We start from the raw sequence: 17860 nt of genomic DNA, 5'->3' as shown, positions 1-17860 counted from the left end.
GAAGCTGAATAGCGTAGGTAACATCATGTAAGTAAACGATATTGTATTTCTATATGTGATCTGTCGTGTGGGTCACCACTGTAGATAAGGAATTATGAATGCCTGTTATTACTCTTCCTGACGGAAGTCAGCGTCAATACGACCATGCCGTTTCCCCGATGGATGTTGCCCGTGATATCGGCCCTGGCCTTGCCAAAGCCTGTATCGCCGGCCGCGTTAACGGTGAACTGGTCGATGCCAACGATGCCATCGAATCCGATGCTCAACTGGCCATCATTACCATCAAAGATGCCGAAGGCCTGGAAATCATGCGCCACTCCTGTGCGCACCTGCTGGGTCATGCGATCAAACAGCTGTGGCCAGACACCAAAATGGCCATTGGCCCGGTGATCGACAACGGTTTCTACTATGATGTTGACCTCGACCATACCCTGACGCAGGAAGATCTGGATCTGCTGGAGAAGCGGATGCATGAATTGGCCGACAAAGATTATGACGTCATCAAGAAAACAGTGAGCTGGCAGGAAGCCCGCGACACCTTCGCAGCCCGTGGCGAAAGCTACAAGGTGGCGATTCTGGATGAAAATATCAGCCATGACGATCGCCCTGGCCTGTATCATCACGAAGAATACGTGGATATGTGCCGTGGCCCGCACGTGCCGAATATGCGTTTCTGCCACCATTTCAAACTGCAGAAAACCTCCGGTGCCTACTGGCGTGGCGACAGCAAAAACAAAATGCTGCAACGTATCTACGGCACTGCCTGGGCAGACAAGAAGCAGCTGAATGCCTACCTGCAACGCCTGGAAGAAGCGGCCAAGCGTGACCACCGCAAGATCGGCAAGCAGCTCGACCTGTATCATATGCAGGAAGAAGCCCCTGGCATGGTGTTCTGGCATAACGACGGCTGGACCATCTTCCGCGAACTGGAAGCCTTTGTGCGCATGAAGCTCAAAGAGCACCAGTATCAGGAAGTGAAAGGGCCGTTCATGATGGACCGCGTGCTGTGGGAAAAAACCGGCCACTGGGAAAACTACAAAGACGCCATGTTCACCACGTCTTCAGAGAACCGTGAATATTGCATCAAGCCGATGAACTGCCCGGGACACGTGCAGATCTTCAACCAGGGCCTGAAGTCTTACCGTGACCTGCCGCTGCGTATGGGTGAGTTCGGTAGCTGCCACCGTAACGAGCCATCAGGTTCGCTGCATGGCCTGATGCGTGTGCGTGGCTTCACCCAGGACGATGCCCATATCTTCTGTACCGAAGATCAGGTGCGTTCCGAAGTGAATGACTGCATCAAAATGGTCTACGATATGTACGGTGTCTTTGGCTTCGAAAAGATTGTGGTGAAACTGTCCACCCGTCCAGAGAAGCGCATTGGGACTGACGAAATGTGGACTCGAGCCGAAAACGATCTGGCCGCTGCGCTGACTGAAAACGGGATTCCGTTTGAATATCAGCCGGGTGAGGGCGCTTTCTACGGACCAAAAATTGAATTTACCTTGCATGATTGTTTGGATCGCGCATGGCAATGTGGTACCGTGCAACTCGATTTCTTCTTACCGGGCCGTTTAGGCGCGTCGTATGTTGGCGAAAACAACGAACGCGTGGTCCCGGTAATGATACACCGTGCTATTCTTGGCTCCATGGAGCGCTTCATCGGTATCCTTACCGAAGAATATGCCGGTTTCTACCCAACCTGGATTGCTCCGGTGCAGGTAGTGGTGATGAATATCACCGACAGCCAGTCTGATTACGTCCAGCAATTGACCAAAAAACTGCAAGATGCAGGCATTCGGGCAAAAGCGGACTTGAGAAACGAGAAGATTGGCTTTAAAATTCGCGAACATACTTTACGACGGGTTCCATACATGTTGGTGTGCGGTGATAAAGAGGTCGAATCAGGCAAAGTTGCCGTTCGTACCCGCCGTGGCAAAGACCTGGGGAGCCTGGACGTACAAGAAGTCGTAGACAAGCTGCTACATGAGATACGCAGCCGAAGTCTTCATCAACTGGAGGAATAAAGTATTAAAGGCGGAAAACGAGTTCAACCGGCGCGTCCAAATCGCATTAACAAAGAAATTCGCGCGCAAGAAGTTCGCCTAACCGGCGTCGATGGCGAGCAGATTGGTATTGTCAGTCTGAATGAAGCTCTTGAAAAAGCTGAGGAAGCGGGTGTTGATTTAGTAGAGATCAGCCCAAATGCCGAACCGCCAGTTTGCCGGATCATGGATTACGGCAAATTCCTCTACGAGAAGAGCAAGTCGACCAAAGAACAGAAGAAGAAGCAAAAAGTTATCCAGGTTAAGGAAATCAAATTCCGTCCTGGCACCGATGATGGCGACTATCAGGTCAAACTACGCAACCTGATTCGCTTTCTGGAAGACGGCGATAAAGCCAAGATCACCCTGCGTTTCCGTGGGCGTGAAATGGCGCACCAGCAGATCGGTATGGAAGTGCTTAACCGCGTCCGTAAAGACCTGTGTGAAGATATTGATCTGGCAGTGGTCGAATCCTTCCCAACAAGGATCGAAGGCCGTCAGATGATTATGGTGCTCGCACCCAAGAAGAAACAGTAAGGCTTCCAAGTAATCGAACCCACGCCGTGCAAGCGTGCGTGGGTTTTATTCGCCTCACTGATTCGTTGTTTAACAATGCGAAGTGGATTTAATTAACATGCCAAAGATTAAAACTGTACGTGGTGCAGCCAAGCGCTTCAAAAAGACCGGCAGCGGTGGTTTTAAGCGCAAACATGCTAACCTGCGTCATATTCTGACCAAAAAAGCAACCAAGCGTAAACGTCATCTGCGTCCGAAAGGCATGGTGTCTAAAAACGATCTGGTCCTGGTTACTGCGTGCCTGCCGTACGCATAAGCCATATTTTTTGAATCTAGAATAAGACTTTAGGAGAGAGCATATGGCTCGCGTAAAACGTGGTGTAATTGCACGCGCACGTCACAAGAAAATACTGAAACAAGCGAAAGGTTACTACGGTGCCCGTTCGCGCGTTTATCGTGTTGCCTTCCAGGCAGTAATCAAAGCAGGTCAGTATGCTTACCGTGACCGTCGTCAACGTAAGCGTCAGTTCCGTCAGCTGTGGATTGCACGTATCAACGCAGCTGCTCGTCAGAATGGCTTGTCTTACAGCAAATTCATTAACGGCTTGAAAAAAGCTTCTATTGAAATTGACCGTAAGATCCTGGCTGACATCGCAGTATTCGACAAAGTGGCCTTTGGCGCACTGGTCGAAAAAGCGAAAGCAGCACTGGCGTAAGCTGGTTGAAAAGAGGGAGCTTGCTCCCTCTTTTACTGTTTGCTCCCATTACGGATATTGACTTTTATCGGCTGGCGCTATCACACTGGTTGCCAATCCATCGACAAGGTACTATCAACATGCACGCTGTTATTTTCCGCTTCTTTTTTTACTTTAGCGCCTGACTTCAGGAGGCTTTGCGCGTAAGAAAAGAAACGGAAAGTAGCGCCCAAGCCTCCCAAGTGGAGGCTTTTTTGTTTTTGGCCACCTTCTGCGCCTTTCAGGCCCGCGGCACTTGCTTGGCTACGGCTTGAAATTCTTTGAAGATCAACCAAAGGCGTGTTGGAATAATAGATAACAATTACTTAGGGCCACAAGGCCAGAGGAAGAGGAAAGCAATGTCACATCTCGCAGAGCTGGTTGCCAACGCCAAGGCAGCCGTAGAAGATGCCCAAGATGTTGCCGCGTTGGATTTGGTACGCGTCGAATATTTTGGCAAGAAAGGTCATTTTACCTTACAGATGCAGTCCCTGCGTGAAGTGCCAGCGGAAGATCGCCCGGCAGCCGGGGCGGTGATCAACCAGGCAAAACAGGAAGTTCAGGATGCGCTGAACGCGCGTAAGAACGCATTGGAGTCTGCGGTGCTGAACGCTCGCCTGGCGGCGGAGACCATCGACGTCTCGCTGCCGGGGCGTCGCCTGGAGAACGGTGGCCTGCACCCGGTTACTCGCACCATCGATCGTATCGAAACCTTCTTTGGCGAACTGGGCTTCTCGGTAGAGACCGGCCCGGAAATCGAAGACGATTACCATAACTTCGACGCGCTGAATATCCCAGGGCATCACCCGGCCCGTGCCGATCACGATACCTTCTGGTTTGACGCGACGCGCCTGCTGCGTACCCAAACCTCTGGCGTGCAGATCCGCACCATGAAGAACCAGCAGCCACCGATCCGCATCATCGCTCCGGGCCGCGTGTATCGTAACGACTACGATCAGACGCATACCCCGATGTTCCACCAGATGGAAGGGCTGATCGTCGACAAGGACATCAGCTTCACCAACCTGAAAGGGACGCTGCACGATTTCCTGAACAACTTCTTTGAAGAAGACCTGCAGGTTCGTTTCCGTCCTTCCTATTTCCCGTTCACCGAACCTTCTGCCGAAGTGGATGTCATGGGCAAAAACGGCAAGTGGCTGGAAGTGTTGGGTTGCGGCATGGTGCACCCGAACGTACTGCGCAACGTGGGCATCGATCCGGAAATCTATTCCGGTTTTGCCTTCGGTATGGGTATGGAGCGCCTGACGATGCTGCGTTACGGCGTCACCGACCTGCGCGCGTTCTTCGAAAACGATCTGCGTTTCCTCAAACAGTTTAAGTAAGGCGGGAATATCACATGAAATTCAGTGAACTCTGGTTGCGCGAGTGGGTAAACCCGACCATCAGCAGCGAAGCATTATCCGATCAAATCACCATGGCTGGCCTGGAAGTAGACGGCGTTGAGCCGGTGGCTGGCGTGTTCAATGGCGTGGTCGTAGGCCACGTGGTGGAGTGCGGTCAGCACCCGAACGCCGACAAACTGCGCGTAACCAAAGTCGATGTGGGCGGTGAACGCCTGTTAGACATCGTTTGTGGTGCGCCAAACTGCCGTGCTGGCCTGAAAGTAGCCGTTGCTACCGTCGGTGCCGTGTTGCCAGGTGACTTTAAAATCAAAGCCGCCAAACTGCGTGGCGAGCCTTCTGAAGGCATGCTGTGTTCGTTCTCCGAACTGGCGATTTCAGACGATCATGACGGCATCATTGAGCTGCCACAAGATGCGCCGATCGGCACTGATATCCGTGACTATCTGCAACTGAACGATAGCGCGATCGAAATCAGCGTCACGCCGAACCGTGCCGATTGCCTGGGCATCATTGGTGTCGCGCGCGACGTTGCCGTGTTGAACCAACTGCCGTTGACCGAGCCGGATATGAGCCCGGTTGCTGCCACCATCACCGATACCCTGCCAATCCGTGTAGAAGCCCCTCAGGCGTGCCCACGTTACCTTGGCCGCGTCGTGAAAGGCATCAACGTGAAGGCACCTTCACCGCTGTGGATGCGTGAGAAGCTGCGCCGCGCCGGTATTCGCTCGATTGATGCCGTGGTCGACGTGACCAACTACGTGCTGATGGAGCTGGGCCAGCCAATGCACGCCTTTGACCTCAATCGCATTGAGGGCGGTATCGTGGTGCGTATGGCTCATGAAGGTGAAACCCTGCGTCTGCTGGATGGCAACGAAGCCAAACTGCAGGCAGATACCCTGGTGATTGCCGATCAGCAAAAAGCGCTGGCCATGGGCGGCATCTTTGGCGGTGAGCATTCTGGCGTGAATGACGAAACCCAGGATGTGCTGCTGGAATGTGCTTTCTTCAGCCCACTGTCGATTACTGGCCGTGCTCGCCGTCATGGTCTGCATACCGATGCTTCACATCGTTACGAGCGTGGCGTAGACCCAGCACTGCAACATAAAGCGATGGAGCGTGCCACACGCCTGCTGATCGACATCTGCGGTGGTCAGGCTGGCCCAATCATTGACGTTAGCGATGAGAGCTCCTTACCGAAGCGAGCCACCATTGCGCTGCGCCGTGAAAAGCTGGACCGTCTGATTGGCCACGTGGTGCCAAGCGAGCAGGTGAGCGATATTCTGCGCCGCCTGGGTTGCCAGGTTACCGAGCAGGGTGACAACTGGCTGGCGGTGGCGCCAAGCTGGCGTTTCGATATGGAGATCGAAGAAGATTTGGTGGAAGAAGTGGCCCGTGTCTATGGCTACAACAACATCCCGGACGTGCCAGTGCGCGCCGATCTGGTGATGACCAAACACCGTGAATCCGATCTGACCCTCAAGCGCGTGAAGACCATGTTGGTCGATCATGGCTATCAGGAAGCAATTACTTACAGTTTTGTCGACCCGAAAGTGCAGGCGTTGCTGCACCCAGGTGAAGAAGCCCTGATCCTGCCAAGCCCTATCTCGGTAGAGATGTCTGCAATGCGTTTGTCACTGTGGACAGGCCTGCTCTCGGCGGTGGTTTATAACCAGAATCGCCAGCAAACTCGGGTGCGCCTGTTTGAAAGCGGGCTGCGCTTTGTCCCTGATACTGCGGCAAATCTGGGTATCCGCCAGGATGTCATGCTGGCTGGCGTAATTGCCGGGCATACCCATGATGAGCATTGGGATCTGGCAAGAAAGCCGGTGGACTTCTATGATTTGAAAGGGGATCTGGAATCGGTATTGGAGCTGACCGGGAAATTATCCGAAATTCAGTTCAAGGCAGAGTCCAATCCCGCCCTGCATCCTGGGCAAAGTGCGGCCATTTATTTACACGGCGAGCGTGTCGGTTTCATCGGTGTGGTTCACCCAGAACTTGAACGTAAACTGGATCTTAACGGCCGTACTGTGGTATTTGAATTGGAGTGGAACAAGCTCGCAAGCCGCGCCGTGCCTCAGGCCCGTGAGGTTTCTCGCTTCCCTGCAAACCGCCGCGATATCGCCGTTGTAGTGGCTGAAAACGTCGCCGCAGAAGATATTTTGGCAGAGTGTAAGAAAGTTGGCGCAAATCAGGTAGTTGGCGTAAACTTGTTTGATGTGTACCGTGGCAAGGGCGTAGCTGAGGGTTATAAGAGCCTGGCTATCAGTCTGGTGTTGCAGGATACCGCCCGTACACTGGAAGAAGAGGAGATTGCCGCTACCGTTGCAAAATGTGTAGAGGCTCTAAAACAGCGATTCCAAGCATCCTTGAGGGATTGAACCTATGGCGCTTACTAAAGCTGAAATGTCAGAACACCTGTTTGAGAAGCTAGGGCTTAGCAAACGGGATGCCAAAGACCTGGTAGAACTGTTCTTTGAAGAGGTCCGTCGAGCTCTGGAGAACGGAGAACAGGTCAAGCTGTCTGGTTTTGGCAATTTTGATTTGCGAGACAAGAACCAACGTCCGGGACGCAACCCGAAAACCGGTGAGGACATTCCGATTACGGCGCGCCGCGTGGTCACTTTCCGTCCGGGACAGAAACTGAAAAGCCGGGTGGAGAACGCCAGCCCGAAAGAGTAGGTTACACAACGCCAAAAAGGCCGCGCAAGCGGCCTTTTTCTTTTGAGGCGGTTTACAAACCTCACTCAGTCCTTCCCCTAACCGCCCGAACCTCCTACTATTTGCTGCAAGACGTTATTTTCAGGCCGCTATCGGCCAGTAGGGAAGTTGTGTAGTTATGCCGAGCAGTCAGACCTTCACTTTGTTACAACAGCATCAACACCGCCGTGATAAACGCTATTTGACCTGGCTGACGCTGGGCGTCGTACTGGCGTTTGCCTTCAGCCTGAGCGCCGGGGATCTGTGGATCTGGCCTGCGCAGTGGTTGGGGGAGCCTGCACAGCTGTTTGTCTGGCAATTGCGCCTGCCACGAGCGCTGGCGGTGATGCTGGTAGGGGCAAGCCTGGCGGTGGCCGGGGCGGCGATGCAGGCTCTGTTTGAGAACCCGTTGGCGGAGCCTGGACTGCTTGGCGTGTCCAACGGGGCCGGAGTGGCTCTGGTGCTGACGGTGCTGTTCGGCAACGGCCTGTTGCCGGTGGCGCTGATGAGCATGAACGCGATCGCCGGTGCCCTGGTGATGACCTTCCTGTTGCTGATTTTTGCCCGCCGTCGCCGGTTGAGCAACGCACGTTTGCTGCTGGTGGGGGTAGCGCTGGGGATTGTGTGCAGCGCGATTATGACTTGGGCCGTGTATTTCAGTTCGAGCCTCGACCTGAGGCAACTGATGTATTGGATGATGGGTGGTTTCGGCGGGGTGGATTGGCGGCAGAAATGGCTGTTGTTAGCCCTGTTGCCGATGCTGCTGTGGCTATGCGCGCAAGGCAAGGTGCTGAACTTGATGGCGCTTGGCGAAATGCAGGCCAGGCAGTTGGGTCTTTCCCTGCACGTATGGCGTAATCTGCTGGTGCTGGCCATCGGCTGGCTGGTGGGCACCAGTGTGGCCCTGGCGGGCGTGATTGGCTTTATCGGCCTGGTGATCCCGCATATTTTGCGCCTCAGCGGTCTGACCAACCAACGTTACCTGCTGCCTGGCTGCGCCTTGGCAGGCGCGGGCGTATTGTTAGTGGCGGACGTGGTGGCGCGGATTGCGCTGTTTTCGGCGGAATTACCCATCGGCGTGGTCACTGCAACGCTGGGAGCGCCTCTTTTTATCTGGTTACTGGCGCGGACAAAAAGCGTAAGGTAAACCGGCTGCCGGTGATGTCCGGCGGCGTTTTTCTGTCTCACCTGCAAATAAAACCAAAGGAAAACATCTGATGAGCAACCCCATTTATGCCATTCCCCTGCAAACCATTGAGAACCAATCTACCACGCTGAACGCCTATGCCGGCAAGGTGCTGCTGGTGGTCAACGTAGCGTCGGAATGCGGCCTGACCAAGCAATATGAAGGTCTGGAAAAGCTTTATGAAACCTGGCGTGAGCAGGGTTTTGCGGTGTTGGGTTTCCCCTCCAATGAGTTTCTTGGCCAGGAGCCGGGCAGTAATGAAGAGATCCTGGCGTTCTGCCGTGGCACCTTTGGCGTCCAGTTCCCGATGTTTGCCAAAATTGAAGTCAATGGTGAGGGCCGTCATCCGCTGTATCGGGAACTGATTGCCGCACAGCCACAGGCCGTCGCACCAGAAGGCAGTGGTTTCCTGGAGCGGATGAGCAGCAAAGGCCGTGCGCCGAAGCACACCGGCGATATCCTGTGGAACTTTGAGAAATTCTTGATTGGCCGTGACGGTCAGGTGATCCAACGCTTCTCGCCGGATATGACGCCGGAAGATCCACAGGTGTCCGAGGCCATCAAACAGGCTTTAGCCAAGTAAAGGAGCGAACAGAACCATGCTGCAACTCAGTGAGGTAGGGGTAGAAGGGCGATTGGAGCCGTTTTCTGGGCAGATCGCCGCTGGGTTGCAGGTGCACCTGATCGGCCCAAACGGCGCGGGTAAGAGTACGCTGTTGGCCAGATTGGCGGGTATGCTGCCAGGACTTGGTGAAGTTCGGCTGTCTGGGCGTTTGCTGGAAGCGTATACGGGGAATGAACTGGCAAGGCACCGGGCTTATCTGTGCCAGCAGCAGCCTCCGGTTGCGCTGATGCCGGTATTTCAATATCTCGCCTTACATCAGCCCGCCGGGGCAGACGAAAGCGAGCTGGAAAAAGCCATCCTGTATTTGGCACGTAGCCTAAAGCTGGCGGATAAATTATCCCGCATGTTGACTCAGCTTTCTGGGGGCGAATGGCAACGGGTGCGGCTGGCCGCAGTGTTGTTACAGGTTTGGCCAACGGTTAACCCGCTAAGCCAATTATTGCTGCTCGATGAACCGACCAACAGCCTGGATGTGGCGCAAAAGGTGGCGCTCGATCGCCTGTTGCGCGAATTTTGCCAAAGTGGCCGCAGCGCTCTGGTCTGCGCTCACGATCTCAATCATACCTTGCAACAGGCCGATCGGGTCTGGTTGCTGCAAGCCGGAAGGTTGGTCGCCGAGGGGGGTACCCACGAGGTCATGGAGCCGGTGTTATTATCCAAGGTTTATGACGTGGATTTTCATCTGCAGGCGGTGGGAGAACAGCGCTGGATTATGACTAAAACGGCCTAGCGATGTTTAGACGTTTTTAACCGGAAAATGAAGTTAAACGAAAAGTAAACGTGGTCGATATAATTACCCAATAAAGGGACAGATTCTGCGGGTAATCTCACGAAGTGACATGGAAAATCCACAATTACCTGCTAGGCTAATCGGATTGAAAAGAATTAAGTAAAAAATTATAACTGCATAACTCAATGATTATAAAGCAAATTATTATTTTGTTGCTGAACGGATTTTACAGAAAGTTTCTTGATAATAATTTCTCCCTTAAGGTTTAGTTAAGCTTGCCCACGTATATTGGTAGTTAATCCACCAAGGATCATTCTTTGCGACGTTTACTGTTCGTTAAATGTAAAAGTCTTACAGTGGCTTAAAGAAAATCGAGACGTTTGGGGTTTCATTATGGATCAATTCCTGCCTTTTTCGCGCCCGGCAATTGGGGATGAAGAAATCGCGGCGGTAGAAAAGGTGTTGCGTTCGGGTTGGATCACCACCGGGCCGCAAAACCAGCAGTTGGAAAGCGAGTTTTGCCGAACCTTCGGCTGCAAGCATGCGGTTGCCATCAGCTCTGCCACTGCGGGGATGCACATCACCCTGATGGCACTGGATATCGGGCCAGGGGATGAAGTCATTACGCCTTCTCAAACCTGGGTTTCCACCCTCAATATGATCGAATTGCTTGGCGCTACGCCGGTGATGATCGATGTTGACCGTGACACGCTAATGGTCAGCGCAGCCGATGTTGAGGCGGCCATCACTGCACGTACCAAAGCGATTATTCCCGTTCACTATGCAGGCGCACCATTACCGATGGATGAACTGCGCGCAGTGGCTCAACGCCACAATATTCCCCTGATTGAAGATGCCGCTCACGCCGTGGGCACTCGTTTCAATGGTGAATGGGTGGGCGCACGGGGCACTGCCATTTTCTCTTTCCACGCCATCAAAAACCTGACCTGTGCGGAAGGTGGCCTGATCGCGACCGATGACGATCAACTGGCCGATCGCGTCCGCTGTCTGAAGTTCCACGGCCTGGGCGTTGATGCTTTTGACCGCCAACTGCAGGGGCGTAAGCCGCAGGCAGAAGTGGTTGAACCTGGCTATAAATACAATCTGTCAGATATTCATGCGGCGATCGCCGTGGTACAGCTGGCGCGTTTGCCAGAGCTTAACGCCCGGCGCAAGGTGCTGGCAGAACGTTACCTGGCCGCGCTGCAAGACTCGCCTTTCCAGCCGTTGGGGCTGCCGGCTTATCCGCACGATCACGCCTGGCACCTGTTTATGGTGCGCGTTGATGAACAACGTTGCGGCATTGGGCGCGATCAACTGATGGAACGGCTGAAAGAAGTTGGGGTCGGTACCGGTCTGCATTTCCGCGCCGCCCACACACAAAAATTCTACCGCGAACGTTACCCACAGCTGTCACTGCCTAATACCGAATGGAATTCGGCACGCCTGTGCACTTTACCGCTGTTCCCGGATATGACCGAAGCCGATGTCGATCGCGTGGTCAATGCCTTGTCTTCCGTATTGGAGTCTTCCCGTGTCTCGCGCTGAACCTATTAGCAAAGTTTCGGTGGTGATCCCGGTGTACAACGAGCAGGAGAGTTTACCTGCCTTGTTGGAGCGCACCACCGCCGCCTGTAAACAACTATTGCAACCTTATGAAATTATTCTGATTGACGATGGCAGCAGCGACAATTCTGCCGCCATGCTGACCGCTGCGGCGGAACAACCAGGCAGTTGCATTATTGCCGTGCTGCTGAACCGTAACTACGGCCAGCATTCCGCCATCATGGCGGGTTTCAATCAGGTCAGCGGCGATCTGGTGATCACCCTGGATGCCGATCTGCAAAACCCGCCGGAGGAAATCCCTCGTCTGGTCAGCGTTGCGGAAGAGGGTTATGACGTGGTGGGTACCGTGCGTGCCAACCGTCAGGACTCGTGGTTCCGCAAGACGGCCTCCCGCATGATCAATATGATGATCCAGCGCGCGACCGGTAAATCCATGGGCGACTATGGATGCATGCTGCGTGCCTATCGCCGCCATATCATTGAGGCGATGCTGCACTGCCATGAGCGCAGTACCTTTATTCCGATCCTGGCCAACACCTTTGCTCGCCGTACCACGGAGATCGAGGTGCGCCACGCCGAACGCGAGTTCGGTGACTCCAAATATAGCCTGATGAAGCTGATCAACCTGATGTATGACTTGATCACCTGCCTGACCACCACGCCGCTGCGTCTGCTCAGCGTGGTAGGCAGCGTGATTGCGCTGTCAGGCTTCGTGCTGGCGGTGTTGTTGATCGTGCTGCGCTTGGTCCTGGGGCCGGAATGGGCGGCAGGCGGAGTGTTCACGCTGTTTGCGGTGTTATTCACCTTTATCGGTGCACAGTTTGTCGGTATGGGATTGTTAGGGGAGTACATCGGCCGGATTTATAACGACGTCCGCGCTCGTCCCCGCTATTTTGTCCAGAAAGTGGTCGGTGCCAAACCAACCCAAAATAATCAGGAAGAAGAATGATGAAAGCTATTGTATTTGCTTACCATGATATCGGCTGCGCAGGCTTGAAAGCGCTGACAGAAGCGGGCTATGACGTACAGGCCGTATTTACCCATACCGATGATCCAGGTGAAAACAACTTCTTCTCTTCCGTTGCTCGCCAGGGTGCAGAGCTGGAACTGCCGGTGTATGCGCCGGAAGATGTCAATCATCCGCTGTGGGTAGAGCGTATCCGTGAGCTGCAGCCGGATATCATTTTCTCTTTCTACTACCGCAATATGTTGAGCGATGAGATCCTTTCTCTGGCTCCGAAAGGTGGTTTTAACCTGCATGGTTCACTGTTGCCACGCTACCGTGGCCGCGCCCCGATCAACTGGGCGCTGGTGAACGGTGAAACCGAAACCGGCGCTACGCTGCACAAGATGGTCAAACGCCCGGATGCCGGCGATATCGTAGGCCAGCATAAAGTGGCGATTTCGGAGCAGGACACCGCATTGACACTACACAAAAAGGTGTTGGAAGCGGCGCAGGTGGTATTGAAAGAACAACTGCCGAAACTGAAAGACGGTACGGCTAGCTTGGTTGAGCAAAACGAAGCGGATGCCAGCTATTTTGGCCGCCGTACCGCTGCTGACGGTGAGATCCAATGGCATAAATCTGCCCGTGAAATCAACAACCTGGTGCGTGCTGTCACCGAACCTTACCCGGGCGCCTTCAGCTATCTGGGCCAGCGCAAGGTGATTGTCTGGCGCGCACGCGTGCTGGATACCGCGCATGATAAGCAGCCTGGTACGGTGCTGAGCACCACCCCATTGGTGATTGCCTGTGGTGAAGGGGCGCTGGAAATCGTGGCTGGCCAGAGCGAGTCTGGTTTGTATGTGCAAGGCAACCGCCTGGCAGCGGAAATGGGCATGGTGAGCGACGTACGTCTGGCTGCCAAGCCAAGCTCGGTGATGAAGCGCCGGACCCGCGTGCTGATCCTGGGCGTTAACGGCTTTATCGGTAACCATCTCACCGAACGCCTGCTGCGCGAAGATCGTTACGATATCTATGGCCTGGATATCGGCTCTGATGCCATCAGCCGTTTCCTGGATAACCCGCGCTTCCACTTTGTGGAAGGGGATATCAGCATTCATTCCGAGTGGATCGAATATCACATCAAGAAGTGCGACGTGGTATTGCCGCTGGTGGCGATCGCTACACCGATCGAATACACCCGTAATCCGCTGCGCGTGTTCGAGCTGGATTTCGAAGAAAACCTGAAAATCGTTCGCGACTGTGTGAAATACAACAAACGCATCATCTTCCCGTCCACTTCAGAAGTTTATGGCATGTGCGACGATAAAGAGTTTGATGAGGACACCTCGCGTCTGATCGTCGGGCCAATCAATAAACAGCGCTGGATCTATTCGGTTTCCAAACAGCTGTTGGATCGGGTGATCTGGGCTTATGGGGCCAAAGAAGGCCTGAAGTTCACGCTGTTCCGTCCGTTTAACTGGATGGGGCCACGCCTGGACAACCTGGATGCGGCGCGTATCGGCTCATCGCGCGCGATCACCCAGTTGATCCTGAACCTGGTTGAAGGCTCACCGATCAAGCTGGTGGACGGTGGGGCGCAGAAACGTTGCTTTACCGATATTAACGACGGTATTGAAGCGCTGTACCGCATTATTGAAAACCGCGACGGTCAATGCGATGGTCAGATCGTCAACATCGGTAACCCGACCAACGAAGCCAGTATTCGTGAGCTGGCGGAAATGCTGCTGGCCAGCTTCAATGAGCATCCGCTGCGCGGCAATTTCCCACCGTTTGCCGGTTTCAAGGACGTGGAAAGCAGCAGCTACTATGGCAAAGGGTATCAGGACGTTGAGCACCGTACGCCAAGCATCAAGAATGCACGCCGCCTGCTGGGCTGGCAGCCGACCATCGCCATGCAGCAAACCGTTGCCGAGACGCTGGACTACTTCCTGCGTACCACGGTAAAGGAAGGTGATGGTGCATGAAGAAGGTCGGCCTGCGAGTTGATGTAGACACCTTTAGCGGTACCCGTGAAGGGGTGCCGCGGCTGCTGGAACTGTTTGCCAAATACGATATTCAGGCCAGCTTCTTCTTCAGCGTCGGGCCGGACAACATGGGGCGCCACTTGTGGCGCCTGCTTCGTCCCCAATTCCTGCTGAAAATGCTGCGTTCCAAGGCGGCGTCTCTGTACGGTTGGGATATCCTGCTGGCGGGAACCGCGTGGCCTGGGCGGAATATTTCCCGACCTTTGGGGCCGTTGATGAAGCGCACGTTGGAGATGGGCCACGAAGTGGGGTTGCATGCCTGGGATCATCAAGGGTGGCAGGCCAAGGTGGGGCAGTGGTCCAAATCCGAGTTGACGCGTCAGGTTCAGTTGGGCGTTGATGCGCTGGCCAATGCGATCGGCCAACCGGTCCGATTTTCGGCGGTGGCGGGATGGCGTGCCGATCAGCGCGTCGTGGAGGTTAAGCAAGGTTTTGGTTTCGAGTATAATAGTGATTGCCGTGGCACCCATCCGTTCCGGCCGCTATTAGAGAACGGCCAGCCGGGCACGGTGCAAATCCCCGTAACGCTCCCCACCTTTGATGAGGTGATTGGCCGTGAAACCAGCATGGCGGATTTCAATGATTATATTCTGCGAGCGATAGAAAACGATGGTGGGGTGCCGGTCTACACCATACATACCGAGGTGGAAGGTATGTCGCAGTCGGCCATGTTCGAACAGCTGTTACAGCGCGCAAAACAGCAAGGCATCGAGTTCTGCCCGCTGAGCGCATTACTGCCCCAAGACGTGTCATCACTGCCGCTAGGCCGCATTATACGCGCACCATTTCCTGGCCGAGAAGGCTGGTTGGGTTATCAAACCGAAGTTGGGGGAGAAAAGGTTTCATGAAAGCGTTGAAAGGATCCTGGGCCATCGTATTGGCCATTTTTTTTGCCCTGGTGTATCTGCTGCCGGTGAATGGGCGGTTGCTGTGGCAGCCGGATGAAACCCGCTACGCCGAAATCAGCCGTGAAATGCTGGCGCGCGGAGATTGGGTCGTGCCTAATCTGCTCGGCCTGCGCTATTTTGAAAAGCCGGTCGCCGGTTACTGGTTTAACAACATTAGCCAGTGGTTGTTCGGCGATAGCAACTTTGCCGTGCGCTTTGGTTCGATATTCAGCACTGGTATGACCGCCTTGCTGGTCTTTGCTCTGGCCTGGCTGATGTGGAAAAATGCGCGTCGTGCCAGCCTGGCAGTGCTGATCTTCCTGTCGATGGTACTGGTATTCAGCATCGGCACTTACAGCGTGCTCGACCCGATGATCTCGCTGTGGCTGACGGCAGCCATGGTCAGCTATTACCTGACGCTGAAAGCCACCACCGCCAAAGGTAAGCTGGGGGGCTATGTGTTGCTCGGGCTTGCCTGTGGCATGGGCTTTATGACCAAAGGCTTTCTGGCGCTGGCGGTGCCGGTGATTGCCGTTATCCCCATTGTTATTCAGCAGCGTAAGGTCAAAGATCTGTTCTGCTATGGGCCAGTGGCGATCGTGGTGGCGGTACTGCTCAGCCTGCCGTGGGCGCTGGCAGTGGCCCAACGAGAACCGGATTATTGGAACTACTTCTTCTGGGTGGAGCATATTCAGCGCTTTGCCGAAGAGAATGCCCAGCATAAGGCACCTTTCTGGTATTACATCCCGATCCTGATCGCTGCGGTACTGCCGTGGTTGGGGTTGTTGCCAGGTTCCCTGCTTAAGGGATGGCGTGAGCGTGTGCAGCGCCCGGAGCTGTTTTTCCTGTTGAGCTGGGTGGTGATGCCGCTGATCTTCTTCAGCATCGCCAAAGGCAAGCTGCCGACCTATATTCTGCCTTGCATGGCGCCGTTGGCACTGCTGATGGCGGCTTACGCCGAGGATTGCGCGGGGCAGTTACGTACTCGCGTCTTTAAGGTGAATGCCCTACTGAATGGCCTGTTTGGTCTGATTGGCATTATCGCGTTGTTGCTCATCGGCTCCGGTGTGTTACATAAAGTGCATCTGTTTACCGCCGATGAGTGGCCAAAAATCGTGCTCGGCCTGATTGCCTTTGGTGGTTGGCTGTTGTTTGCCGTGATTTCCGCTCGTGATAACGCGAAACGCTGGACCTGGGCGGCCGCCTGCCCGCTGCTGCTTTGTCTGTTGATCGGCTACGCTATTCCGCAGCAGGTGATTGACTCCAAGCAGCCGCAGAACTTCATTCGTGACAATATTGCCACGCTCAGCCAGAGCCAGTTTGTGTTGGCCGATCGCGTGGGTATCGCCGCTGGCCTGGCCTGGGAACTGAAACGCAGCGATGTGCTGATGTACGGTGAAAAAGGCGAGCTCACTTATGGCTTGGCGTATCCCGATGCACGTGGCCACTATATCGACGAAGAAGATTTTGCTGGCTGGTTGGCTCAGGCTCGCAAACAGGGCGATGTGTCACTGGTAATGCAACTCTCCCGTGGTGAGCACGTGCCGACAGATTTACCGCCGCCAGACAGCGTGGTCGAGATGCATCGCATGGCATTGGTATGGTATAAGCAGCAACCATGATGGCGTATTTATTGGTGATCCTGGTTAGCCTGTTCACCTGTGCGGGGCAGCTGTGTCAGAAACAGGCTGCCCTTACCTGGCAACAGGCTGGCGATCGGCGGCGGGCGTTAACGCTGCGCTGGTTGGCGCTGGCGGTGCTGCTATTGGGGCTGGGTATGCTGGTGTGGCTAAATGTGTTGCAGCGCCTGCCGCTCAGCCTGGCCTATCCGATGCTGAGCCTCAATTTTGTCCTGGTGACGCTGGCGGCACGCTGGTTGTTTAACGAGCCGACTACGGTGCGTCACTGGTGCGGCGTGGCGTCGATCATGCTGGGGATCCTGCTGATGAGTCTGCAATCATGAAAGGTTATCTTTGGGGCGCGGGCAGCGTTCTGTTAGTGACGTTGGCCCAGTTGCTGATGAAATGGGGCATGGGGCAAATCCCGCTGTTATCCTTTGCCGATGTTACCTGGCCGTTACTCAACCAGTACGGAATGGCCTTGATGGCGGTGGCCGTTGGCATCTTCGGTTATGCATTATCAATGCTGTGCTGGTTCTTCGCGCTACATTATCTGCCGCTGAACCGGGCTTATCCGCTATTGAGCGTCAGCTACGCGCTGGTTTACCTGGCGGCGGTGATCCTGCCCTGGTTTAATGAATCGGCCACCTTGCTCAAAACGCTGGGGACGCTGTTTATTCTGTTCGGCGTCTGGTTGATTAACAGCCATCGGGCGGCAAAAAATCGTTAATAGCGGAAAAAACGCTGTCGATTCGAATATCTCATGGACAAAACTTGCCTTTTTATTATCTTGAGCGATAAATTAATGCCAAACAGCATTCTCCTTACCTGGGGTGGCGTGGTGAAATATCGCAGGCGGTTGATCCGCTTCGGTGTTCAAGTGAAAGGTAAAATGCG

18 protein-coding genes and 1 other annotated feature are annotated in these 17860 nt (G+C 54.4%); all 18 genes read left to right on the top strand.

The window, feature by feature from the left end:
• The first annotated feature begins 98 nt into the window (after positions 1-98).
• The 18 genes from thrS (at position 99) to arnF (ending at position 17693) form a co-directional block, all read left to right on the top strand.
• On the top strand, positions 99-2027 hold the full coding sequence (gene thrS / locus ACX9GU_RS15215; RefSeq protein ID WP_024530019.1) for a threonine--tRNA ligase: 1929 nt from the start codon (positions 99-101) through the stop codon (positions 2025-2027).
• Positions 2028-2030: 3 nt separating this feature from the next.
• The gene (gene infC / locus ACX9GU_RS15210; protein ID WP_071683678.1) at positions 2031-2582 is read left to right on the top strand and encodes a translation initiation factor IF-3; all 552 of its coding nucleotides are present in this window, start codon (positions 2031-2033) and stop codon (positions 2580-2582) included.
• 97 nt (positions 2583-2679) lie between these two features.
• On the top strand, positions 2680-2877 hold the full coding sequence (gene rpmI / locus ACX9GU_RS15205; RefSeq protein ID WP_004931418.1) for a 50S ribosomal protein L35: 198 nt from the start codon (positions 2680-2682) through the stop codon (positions 2875-2877).
• 43 nt (positions 2878-2920) lie between these two features.
• Positions 2921-3277, top strand: a complete 357-nt coding sequence (gene rplT, locus ACX9GU_RS15200) for a 50S ribosomal protein L20 (RefSeq protein ID WP_004963673.1) — start codon at positions 2921-2923, stop codon at positions 3275-3277.
• A gap of 113 nt (positions 3278-3390) precedes the next feature.
• Positions 3391-3515: a sequence feature (Phe leader region), on the top strand.
• Entirely contained in the window at positions 3397-3441 is a 45-nt protein-coding gene (gene pheM / locus ACX9GU_RS15195; RefSeq protein ID WP_121608962.1) for a pheST operon leader peptide PheM, read from the top strand. (Overlaps the previous feature by 45 nt.)
• Before the next feature lie 139 nt (positions 3516-3654).
• The gene (gene pheS / locus ACX9GU_RS15190; protein ID WP_021804595.1) at positions 3655-4638 is read left to right on the top strand and encodes a phenylalanine--tRNA ligase subunit alpha; all 984 of its coding nucleotides are present in this window, start codon (positions 3655-3657) and stop codon (positions 4636-4638) included.
• 14 nt (positions 4639-4652) lie between these two features.
• A complete protein-coding gene (pheT, locus tag ACX9GU_RS15185) occupies positions 4653-7040 on the top strand; it encodes a phenylalanine--tRNA ligase subunit beta (RefSeq protein WP_473192090.1) in 2388 nt (795 codons plus the stop codon).
• Between the two features lie 4 nt (positions 7041-7044).
• Positions 7045-7341, top strand: coding sequence for an integration host factor subunit alpha (gene ihfA, locus ACX9GU_RS15180; protein WP_004943604.1), 297 nt, complete (start codon positions 7045-7047; stop codon positions 7339-7341).
• A gap of 157 nt (positions 7342-7498) precedes the next feature.
• A complete protein-coding gene (gene btuC, locus ACX9GU_RS15175; protein WP_368436621.1) occupies positions 7499-8506 on the top strand; it encodes a vitamin B12 ABC transporter permease BtuC in 1008 nt (335 codons plus the stop codon).
• A 70-nt stretch (positions 8507-8576) separates the two neighbouring features.
• The gene (locus tag ACX9GU_RS15170) at positions 8577-9128 is read left to right on the top strand and encodes a glutathione peroxidase (RefSeq protein ID WP_024485859.1); all 552 of its coding nucleotides are present in this window, start codon (positions 8577-8579) and stop codon (positions 9126-9128) included.
• Positions 9129-9144: 16 nt separating this feature from the next.
• Entirely contained in the window at positions 9145-9900 is a 756-nt protein-coding gene (btuD, locus tag ACX9GU_RS15165) for a vitamin B12 ABC transporter ATP-binding protein BtuD (protein ID WP_473192089.1), read from the top strand.
• 393 nt (positions 9901-10293) lie between these two features.
• The gene (arnB, locus tag ACX9GU_RS15160; RefSeq protein ID WP_473192088.1) at positions 10294-11448 is read left to right on the top strand and encodes a UDP-4-amino-4-deoxy-L-arabinose aminotransferase; all 1155 of its coding nucleotides are present in this window, start codon (positions 10294-10296) and stop codon (positions 11446-11448) included.
• Complete coding sequence (gene arnC, locus ACX9GU_RS15155; protein WP_098931300.1) at positions 11435-12415, top strand: undecaprenyl-phosphate 4-deoxy-4-formamido-L-arabinose transferase; 981 nt, start codon at positions 11435-11437, stop codon at positions 12413-12415. The genes arnB and arnC overlap by 14 nt, the downstream gene beginning before the upstream one ends.
• Positions 12415-14397 carry a bifunctional UDP-4-amino-4-deoxy-L-arabinose formyltransferase/UDP-glucuronic acid oxidase ArnA gene (arnA, locus tag ACX9GU_RS15150; protein WP_473195194.1) on the top strand — a complete coding sequence of 661 codons (1983 nt, stop codon included), beginning with the start codon at positions 12415-12417 and terminating at the stop codon, positions 14395-14397. The genes arnC and arnA overlap by 1 nt, the downstream gene beginning before the upstream one ends.
• Positions 14394-15305, top strand: a complete 912-nt coding sequence (gene arnD / locus ACX9GU_RS15145; RefSeq protein ID WP_473192087.1) for a 4-deoxy-4-formamido-L-arabinose-phosphoundecaprenol deformylase — start codon at positions 14394-14396, stop codon at positions 15303-15305. The genes arnA and arnD overlap by 4 nt, the downstream gene beginning before the upstream one ends.
• Positions 15302-16966, top strand: coding sequence for a lipid IV(A) 4-amino-4-deoxy-L-arabinosyltransferase (gene arnT / locus ACX9GU_RS15140; RefSeq protein WP_473192086.1), 1665 nt, complete (start codon positions 15302-15304; stop codon positions 16964-16966). Before arnD ends, arnT begins: the two co-directional genes overlap by 4 nt.
• Positions 16963-17307, top strand: coding sequence for a 4-amino-4-deoxy-L-arabinose-phosphoundecaprenol flippase subunit ArnE (arnE, locus tag ACX9GU_RS15135; protein WP_368436611.1), 345 nt, complete (start codon positions 16963-16965; stop codon positions 17305-17307). Before arnT ends, arnE begins: the two co-directional genes overlap by 4 nt.
• On the top strand, positions 17304-17693 hold the full coding sequence (arnF, locus tag ACX9GU_RS15130) for a 4-amino-4-deoxy-L-arabinose-phosphoundecaprenol flippase subunit ArnF (protein ID WP_473192085.1): 390 nt from the start codon (positions 17304-17306) through the stop codon (positions 17691-17693). Before arnE ends, arnF begins: the two co-directional genes overlap by 4 nt.
• Positions 17694-17860: the final 167 nt, after the last annotated feature.

The sequence above is a fragment of the Serratia sp. K1WW1 genome, from assembly GCF_055790865.1.
Note: the sequence above shows the minus strand (reverse complement) of the source record. Positions and strands in the feature narration are given on the sequence as shown.